The 8,655-nt window shown below is 45.6% G+C and carries 9 protein-coding genes; 7 read left to right on the top strand and 2 right to left on the bottom strand.

Features of this window, described 5'->3' with window-relative positions; genetic code table 11:
• Positions 1-48: 48 nt before the first annotated feature.
• Positions 49-414, top strand: a complete 366-nt coding sequence (locus Q0307_RS08805; protein WP_298659572.1) for a DUF1428 domain-containing protein — start codon at positions 49-51, stop codon at positions 412-414.
• 44 nt (positions 415-458) lie between these two features.
• Positions 459-869, top strand: coding sequence for a lysozyme inhibitor LprI family protein (locus tag Q0307_RS08800; protein ID WP_298659570.1), 411 nt, complete (start codon positions 459-461; stop codon positions 867-869).
• A 122-nt stretch (positions 870-991) separates the two neighbouring features.
• On the opposite strand, the gene Q0307_RS08795 is transcribed toward Q0307_RS08800, so the two are convergent.
• A complete protein-coding gene (locus Q0307_RS08795) occupies positions 992-1,903 on the bottom strand; it encodes a DMT family transporter (RefSeq protein ID WP_298659568.1) in 912 nt (303 codons plus the stop codon).
• A gap of 496 nt (positions 1,904-2,399) precedes the next feature.
• Between Q0307_RS08795 and Q0307_RS08790 the strand changes: the two genes are divergently transcribed.
• Genes Q0307_RS08790 through Q0307_RS08770 form a run of 5 tightly spaced genes read left to right on the top strand, consistent with a single transcriptional unit; the run spans position 2,400 to position 7,875 of the window.
• Positions 2,400-3,995 carry an ABC transporter substrate-binding protein gene (locus Q0307_RS08790; RefSeq protein ID WP_298659566.1) on the top strand — a complete coding sequence of 532 codons (1,596 nt, stop codon included), beginning with the start codon at positions 2,400-2,402 and terminating at the stop codon, positions 3,993-3,995.
• A gap of 56 nt (positions 3,996-4,051) precedes the next feature.
• A complete protein-coding gene (locus Q0307_RS08785) occupies positions 4,052-5,065 on the top strand; it encodes an ABC transporter permease (protein WP_298659564.1) in 1,014 nt (337 codons plus the stop codon).
• Positions 5,062-5,937 (top strand): ABC transporter permease subunit, encoded by an 876-nt coding sequence (locus tag Q0307_RS08780; protein WP_298659562.1) that lies wholly within the window; start codon positions 5,062-5,064, stop codon positions 5,935-5,937. Before Q0307_RS08785 ends, Q0307_RS08780 begins: the two co-directional genes overlap by 4 nt.
• Positions 5,934-6,920, top strand: coding sequence for an ABC transporter ATP-binding protein (locus Q0307_RS08775; RefSeq protein WP_298659560.1), 987 nt, complete (start codon positions 5,934-5,936; stop codon positions 6,918-6,920). Before Q0307_RS08780 ends, Q0307_RS08775 begins: the two co-directional genes overlap by 4 nt.
• Complete coding sequence (locus tag Q0307_RS08770; RefSeq protein WP_298659558.1) at positions 6,913-7,875, top strand: dipeptide ABC transporter ATP-binding protein; 963 nt, start codon at positions 6,913-6,915, stop codon at positions 7,873-7,875. Before Q0307_RS08775 ends, Q0307_RS08770 begins: the two co-directional genes overlap by 8 nt.
• Before the next feature lie 33 nt (positions 7,876-7,908).
• Here Q0307_RS08770 and Q0307_RS08765 read toward each other — a convergent pair whose 3' ends face one another.
• Positions 7,909-8,373, bottom strand: a complete 465-nt coding sequence (locus Q0307_RS08765) for a cellulase family glycosylhydrolase (protein WP_366936771.1) — start codon at positions 8,371-8,373, stop codon at positions 7,909-7,911.
• Positions 8,374-8,655: the final 282 nt, after the last annotated feature.

Genomic DNA, 8,655 nt, shown 5'->3' with positions numbered 1-8,655 from the left:
GGTCATTGGCGAATTCATTAATCAGATGTTTTTCAACTCTTCTGGTGCATGACCGTTGATGGTTATATCTTGCCCCTCCCTGCTGAGAATGTAGAAGCTTATCGGGCAATGGCACAATGTGCAGGGCAAATTTGGATTGAGCATGGTGCACTTTCTTATAGAGAATGCTTAGGCGATGACCTCAGTTCCGAATGGTCGGGTGATTCTTTCCCGAAAGCAGTCAATGCGAGTGCGAATGAAAAAGTGATCTTTGCTTTCATTGAATTTGAATCCCGTGAACATCGAGATGCAGTGAATGCCAAAGTCTATGAAGACCCGCGCTTAGAAGAATGTGGCGATATGGAAGACCCACCCTTTGATTTTAAGCGGATGGCCTATGGTGGCTTTCAAGTACTAGTCAATTTAAAGAAGTAAACTGCTCCCGAATAGGGACAATCAATTAAGTAGAGAGGAAAGTGATGAAATTACTACCTGTAATCATTCTGCTACTTTTCAGTGCAATCACTTATGCCGCTAACACCTCAGCATTCACATGTAATCCCGCTGGTAATCAAGCTGAGCTGAATCAATGTGCGCTGGAGGATTATCAAGCTGCTGATAACCAGCTTAATAAGACTTGGAAAAAGTTGATGGCTAAATTCACAGCGGATAAAACGGCGACTAGCAAATTTAAAGCTGCACAAAAAGCTTGGATTGTGTTTCGTGATGCTGAAATTGAGGCTATGTTTGCCTGTGATAATAAGGAAATGAATTGCTGGGGGAGCATGGAGCCCCTGCTGCGCTATGGAGAATTAACTGCTTTAACCCAAGCTCGCACCCAACGTTTACAAAAATATATTGATCAAGGCTTGGGTGTGTCTATGGAATAATGGTTTAATAGGTCTAGGGAACGCAACCATCCAAGGATGGAGCCTTGCTTCTCTAGACCGTTTTAGCCAAAAAATTAGCTTAGCCTTAACATAAAAAAGAGTGCTTGTTTCTCATCTCAATCTTACTTCTTATTCAAGAAACTCACCCCGATTATCACCAAGAGCATCCCCACTAAATGTGCCCAACCGAACGGTTCATCGAGGAAAATCACTGCTAAGACAATTGTAATGATGGGCCCCGCAGTCCCCATAATACTGGCGCGGGCTGCACCAATGCGTGCCACAGCTTCGGTGAGCATGAAGCTAGGTAAAACAGTGCTAAACAAACCTAGCAACAGTGCATAAAACCAAGCGCTGGAATTGACCGATAAAGCACTCAAGGGATGTGTCAATAGGAAGTGGATAAATACCCATGTAGTCGCGGAGAGCATCGCGATACTGGTAAACAATCTACTATCCACCCGATTTAAGACACGCTTGCTATACACCAAATAGACCGCAAAAATCAGCGCAGAAAGTGTGACTAGCACTACACCTAAGCCCACATGGTTTCCACCTAATTTAGCCTCAAAAGCATATAACAAGAGCACCCCGCTATAGGTTAGGACTAAAGCGAGTAAAATCCTTGGGGTAATCACTTCTTTAAATAAGAACCAGCCCAAAACAGCGGTCATCAGCGGATAGGTGTACAACATCAAACGTTCAAGCTGCGCCGAAATATAATTCAATCCCTGCATATCGAAATAAGAAGAGGCGTAATAACTCATTGCCCCTAACACGATAATGGCTAGGAAATCCTGCTTAGCAGGTCGAGTGACTTTGGTTTTATAAAGTAACCATAAGAACACCGCCAGATAAAATGGGGCTGCTACTAGCATGCGTAAAGTGAGTAAAGTGACGGTATCAACGCCTTGTGCATAAGCGAGCTTAATAAAAATGGATTTCAGCGCAAACAGTGCTGTACCACCAAAAGCAAACAATAAACCCAAGCGAAAATTACGCTGCTCTGAATAACTAAGAATTTGTGCCCGCATGATACGCTCCGTATGAGGCTGCGGGAAAAAGACTAATAAGCTGGGGGTAATCCCGCAGCTATTAAAAAGACTAAAACTAGCCGCTCTGTGTCGTGACGCAGAGGAGTAGCCAGCGATTCGCTAAGATTAAATGATAGTTGAGATAATTCATGCACTGCACTATACAAGCAGTTAAAGCTAAAACACAACTCTAGCCTGCATCTTGCCGATATACTGCGTTATCCAGCCCAAACATCAACATAGAAAACTTATGAGCAACAAAACTCACCATGTACTCTATGATTATTGCACGTACTCAAGCGGTGTCAGCAGTTAGCAATGCTCTGGCAACCTAAGTACTTGAAAATAGCACTACCAGATTTACTGTAAAGTTAAACCACCTCCTCCAGCTAACTACCTTTGTTCTTGACGAAGCAAAGCGGAAAAGAGCATATTCTGAGTCCGTGAGAGGATAGTTTTTTGCTTGCAAGATCAAATTTATAACGAGGAGTTAGCCATGAAGAAGCGTTTAATTGCCTTATCCATTCTGAGTGCTGTTTGTTTTTTACCCCAAGCCTATGCTGCCCCAAAAACTTTTGTCTATTGCTCAGAAGGCGCACCTTCTGGTTTTAACCCCCAGTTTTATACTGACGGCACCACCTTCGATGCAGCAGGTCAGGCCATTTATGATCGATTAGTACAGTTTAAACCGGGCGAAACGAGTATTTCTCCAGCCTTAGCAGAGTCATGGGAAGTCAGCCCTGATGGCTTAACTTATACCTTCAAATTGCGTAAAGGCGTGAAATTCCAAACCACTAAAGATTTCACACCAACCCGCGATTTCAATGCAGACGATGTACTGTTCTCCTTCAATCGCCAATGGAAAGCTGATGATCCTTATCACAAAGTCTCGAATGGCAACTACGAATACTTCACCGGCATGTCGATGCCTGATGTCTTAAATACCATCGAAAAAGTCGACGATTACACTGTAAAATTTACCTTGAAGCGCCCTGAAGCGCCAATGTTAGCTAACTTAGCGATGGATTTCGCCTCGATTCTATCTGCCGAATATGCCGATGCGATGATGAAGGCGAAAACGCCCGAAAAGGTCGATACTGATCCGGTAGGAACAGGGCCTTTCCAATTAGTGGCTTATCAAAAAGATGCGATGATTCGCTATAAAGCCAATGAAAATTATTGGGAAGGTAAACCCAAAATCGATAATTTAGTATTCGCAATTACCAAAGACAATGCGGTGCGTTGGCAAAAGTTACAAGCGGGTGAATGCCATTTAATGCCTTTCCCCAATACGGCTGATTTGAAAGCGATGCAGGAAAATAAAGATGTTGCTGTCCTGAGCCAAGAAGGTTTGAACGTCGGTTATTTTGCCTATAACACCACGAAGAAACCGTTCGATGATGTACGCGTGCGCAAAGCGCTGAATATGGCCATTAATAAGCCCGCCATTTTAGATGCGGTCTATCAGGGGGCAGGTAAGGTCGCGAAAAACCCGATTCCACCGACTATGTGGAGTTATAACGATAAAGTAGTTGATGATACCTATGATGTCGAAGGTGCGAAAAAGCTCTTAGCCGAAGCCGGTGTCAAGGATCTAAAAACCAATATTTGGGCGATGCCCGTGCAACGCCCGTATAACCCGAATGCTAAGCGCATGGCAGAAATGATTCAGGCGGATTGGAAAGCTGTGGGTGTGGAAGCTGAAATTGTCTCCTTTGAATGGGCCGAATATTTAGAGCGCTCCAAGAAAGGCGAGCATGATACGTTGCTGATGGGTTGGACGGGTGACAATGGTGATCCTGATAACTTTTTAGCCGTCTTGCTGGGTTGCGATGCGGTGAAGGATGGCTCAAATCGTGCTTTCTGGTGTAATCAAGAATTCAATGACTTAGTACAAAAAGCCAAAACCCTAAGTGATCAGGGCGAACGTGCTAAGCTATATGAGCAAGCACAAGAAGTGTTTAAGAAAGAAGCCCCATGGGCGACCATTGCACACTCTGTAGTCTATGAAGTAGCCAGCAAAAAAGTCTCTGGCTATAAGCAATCTCCCTTTGGTTTACACCAATTCAAAAATGTTGATTTAGCTGAATAATCACTTGAGCGAGAGCTTCCCAACGGTGGCTCTCGCTGCACGCAAGGAGCCACAACTTGTTCAAGTTTATTCTTAGCAAAATCATTTTACTAATCCCTACTTTCCTCGGCATTACGCTCGCGGCGTTTTTATTCGTGCGCTTATTACCCGGCGATCCAGTGACGATCTTATCGGGTGAGCGTGGCATTTCGCCCGAACGGCGTGCCGAAATGATCGCACAATTGGGTTTAGATAAACCGGTCATTGTTCAATACTTCACTTATCTGAAAAATATTTTACAGGGTGATTTCGGTCAGTCGATTTCGACGCATCGGCCGGTGGTCGAAGAGTTTTTTGAGCGTTTGCCTGCAACAATGGAGCTAGCCTTTTTCGCAATTTTAATTGCAGTGCTGATAGGTGTTCCTGCCGGAATTATTGCGGCGGTGAAGCGTGGGCGCTGGCCAGATCATGTCTTAATGGGTAGCGCACTCACTGGGTATTCGATGCCGATTTTCTGGTGGGGCTTGCTGCTAATTATGTTGTTTTCTACCACTTTGGGTTGGACGCCGGTATCCGGGCGTTTAGATATTATTAATTACTATTTTGACCCTGTAACCGGTTTCATGACCGTGGATGCTTGGCTATCTGGGCAAGAAGGCGCAGTGACATCGGCTTTGCATCATTTGATTCTGCCGAGTGTGGTGCTCTCCACTATTCCGATGGCGGTAATTGCCCGTCAAACCCGCTCGGCGATGCTCGAAGTCTTGGGTGAGGATTATATTCGTACTGCGTATGCGAAAGGTTTACCCACTTGGCGTGTGATTGGTATTCATGCCTTGCGCAATGCCATGATTACTGTCGTGACCGTTATCGGTTTGCAGGTCGGTACTTTAATGGCTGGTGCCGTTTTGACTGAGACGATTTTCTCTTGGCCGGGGGTAGGTAAATGGATGATTGATGCGATTTCGCATCGCGATTATCCGGCAGTGCAAGGCGGCTTATTATTTATTTCCATGCTTGTTATGTTGGTCAATTTGATCGTGGATCTAATGTATGGCTGGATTAATCCGCGCGTGAGGGACGGCAAATGAAACTGTTCGCGGATGATGCTTGGCGTACTACGTGGAATTATTTCAAAGAAAGTAAAGGCGGTTTATGGGGCTTGGGTTTCTTAGGCTTAGTCATGATTTGTGTCATCTTTGCCGATGTGATTGCTCCCTTCGACCCCAGTTTACAGAACCGTGAGGCGTTATTACTGCCGCCGATTTGGACTGAAGCGGGACATTGGCCGTATATCTTAGGCACAGATGCGGTGGGGCGTGATATGTTATCGCGGCTGATTTATGGTGCACGCTATTCGATGTTCATTGGCTTTGTAGTGGTATCTTTAGCGGTGATCGTGGGTACTTTGCTCGGATTGATTGCAGGCTATTATCAAAGCTGGCTTGATACCATCATCATGCGTTTAATGGATGTGATTTTAGCCTTCCCGAGCTTATTGCTCGCCTTAGGTTTAGTCGCAGTATTAGGCCCCGGCTTAGTCAATGCGATGTATGCGATTGCTTTAGTGATGTTGCCGCATTTTGTGCGCCTCACTCGGGCGAATGTATTGAGCGAAAAGAACCGTGATTATGTGATAGCGAGTCGGATTGTTGGTGCGAGTAATTGGCGGCTGATGTTCAATAGCATTCTGCCGAACTGTATGGCTCCCCTGATTGTGCAGGCTACTTTATCCTTCTCCAATGCCATTCTGGATGCTGCAGCTTTAGGTTTCCTCGGCATGGGCGCACAACCACCGATTCCTGAGTGGGGGGCGATGTTGGCGGAGGCGCGTGAATTTATTAGTCGTGCTTGGTGGGTCGTCACCTTTCCGGGCTTAGCGATTTTACTGACTGTGCTTTCGATTAATTTAGTGGGTGATGCTTTGCGCGATGCCCTCGACCCAAGGATGCGCCGCTCATGAGTAGTCTATTAAGCGTTCGCAATTTATCGGTCGCATTCCCGACCCAAAATGGTTGGTTTCAAGCGGTTGAAGGCATTCATTTAGAAGTGAATGCGGGAGATATTCTAGCGATTGTCGGCGAGTCGGGTTCAGGTAAATCGGTAGCGATGATGGCGGTGATGAATCTCTTGCCACCGACAGCACGTATCACCTGCGATGAATTGAAGATCGACGACCACGACCTATTAGCCATGCCTGCCAAACAGCGTCGCAAACTCAATGGTGGCACGGTAGCGATGATTTTCCAAGAACCGATGTCGAGTCTTAATCCTTGCTTTACCGTGGGCTATCAAATCGACGAAAGCATTCGCATTCATTTAGGTGGCTCGAAAAAAGAACGTACTGAGCGCGTGCTACATTTGCTGGAAATCGTCGGTATTCCTGATCCCAAACGCCGTTATCAAGCTTATCCGCATCAAATGTCGGGCGGTATGAGTCAGCGGGCGATGATTGCAATGGCCTTGGCAGCCAATCCTAAATTACTGATTGCGGATGAGCCAACGACCGCGCTGGATGTTACTGTACAAGCACAAATTTTGGAACTGCTGTTAAAACTGCAACAAACCCAAGGGATGGGCTTAATTCTAATCACCCATGATATGGGCGTGGTGGCAGAAACGGCGCAGCAAGTGGTCGTGCAATATGCAGGGCAGCAAGTGGAAAAACAGCCCGTGTTTGGTTTATTTAATCAGCCCCACCATCCGTATACAGCGGCTTTGTTGGATGCTTTGCCCGAACGTGCTCCTGCAGGTGATTTCTTACCAACAATTCATGGCATAGTACCCGGTCAGAAAGATCGTCCGACAGGTTGTTTATTTTCCCCACGTTGTACCCATGCTCAAGCTTTATGTCATGAGCAACAACCCGCTCTAGTGCGACATAGTGAGCAATGGTTACGTTGCCATTTTCCCTTGAATCTTACGGAGGTGAGGCATCATGGTTGAGGTATTACGTGCGGTCAACTTGCAGCAAGAATATCTTGCACGCCAAGGCCTACTACAAAAACCGCTGATCGTGCGTGCTTTAAATGGGGTAAGCTTCAGCTTAAATGCAGGTGAGACTTTAGCCGTGGTGGGGGAATCAGGCTGCGGTAAATCCACTTTAGCCCGTTCCTTGACTTTGATTGAAACCCCATTAGCGGGTGAGTTATGGCTAGCAGGCGAAAAAGTGAATACTGCTAACAAGCCTGATGCAACCTTGCGCCAACGTGTGCAAATGGTCTTCCAAAATCCCTACGGTTCGCTCAACCCGCGCAAAACCATCCAACAAATGCTGGAAGAACCACTGCTGCTTAATACCAAACTGTCATCTGAGGAACGTCGTGCTGCGGTTTCAGAGATGATGTCACGCGTGGGTTTGCGACCCGAATTTGCTGAGCGTTATCCACATATGTTTTCCGGTGGGCAACGTCAACGGATCGCAATTGCCCGTGCGCTAATGCTTAAACCACAAATCGTGGTGTTGGACGAGCCAGTCTCAGCCCTCGATTTATCGGTGCGTGCACAAATCCTTAATTTGCTCACTGAGCTACAACAAGATTTAGGTTTGGCTTATGTGTTTATCTCGCATGATTTATCGGTAGTACAACGCATTGCTGATTATGTGATGGTGATGTATTTCGGGCGTGCGGTGGAGTATGCAGACGCATCAACCATTTTTAGTCAACCCCAACATCCTTACACCCAAGCTTTATTTTCTGCTACGCCAGTCGCGGAAGTGGGTGAGAAACGCGCACGCATTCATTTGCAAGGTGAGCCACCTTCACCTTTACGCCCACCACAAGGCTGCCCGTTTGGCCCACGCTGTGCTTATGTGCAAGATCATTGCCGCAGAGAAATTCCAACTTTGCGCACATTGAATAGAGCGCAGGTGGCGTGTGTGCGATCGGAAGCCATCTAAATATAATTAGCCGACACTCCATGCCAAGGTAAATTATTGCAACCCTTTTTTAAGCACCTTGGCCAGTTTATCATCTCGAATTTGATTCACATAAAGACCAAAATAAGGCTCTTTAACATTAGGCATCACAAAATCTCGATAAGACCATAAAGACCAGTGTAAACCTGCAGCGTTCATTATACTGATCTTGTCGCGTACTAAATTATAACGTGAATTACCCGGAGCACTGGATATAGCACCGAACTCCCCTACAAAAAGGGGAACATTATTAGCCTTTGACCAAGTCAAATAGGGTTCAATATCAGATTTTAGCTTCAATTTATTAGGGTCATAGGTTTCATAGCTTCCCTTCAAATAATCAACACTAATACCTATCTCACCTGACTGATAACTAGGTGCATAAATCCAGCCTTGCACACTAATTTTATCGTTCGCTTTCACTGCTACCAACGGTTTAGTATAGAACTGAGTAGCTTGCGCCCAAACACCTAGACCGATGTTTGTGGTGTTTTTTATTTTTAAACTCCATTTATCACCTAGTTTAGTACCCGCTCTATTTTTCTGACTCCAGGCACCTGTAAAGCCTTCGTTACCCCAGAAATACCAATTTGCAGGTGCTTGACTATCTAAAATAGATTGCTTTTCTATTGCACTGTTCCAGACTGGAAAACTGACTTGATTATGATTTAAGTTAATATCATCAAACCAAACTTCACCAACATTTCCAGGTCATGCACCAGAGGAGTTGAAGAGCCACTAAAGCGGTAGTAACTTAAGCGA

Source organism: uncultured Thiothrix sp. (assembly GCF_937873765.1).
GTDB lineage: Bacteria > Pseudomonadota > Gammaproteobacteria > Thiotrichales > Thiotrichaceae > Thiolinea.
Note: the sequence above shows the minus strand (reverse complement) of the source record. Positions and strands in the feature narration are given on the sequence as shown.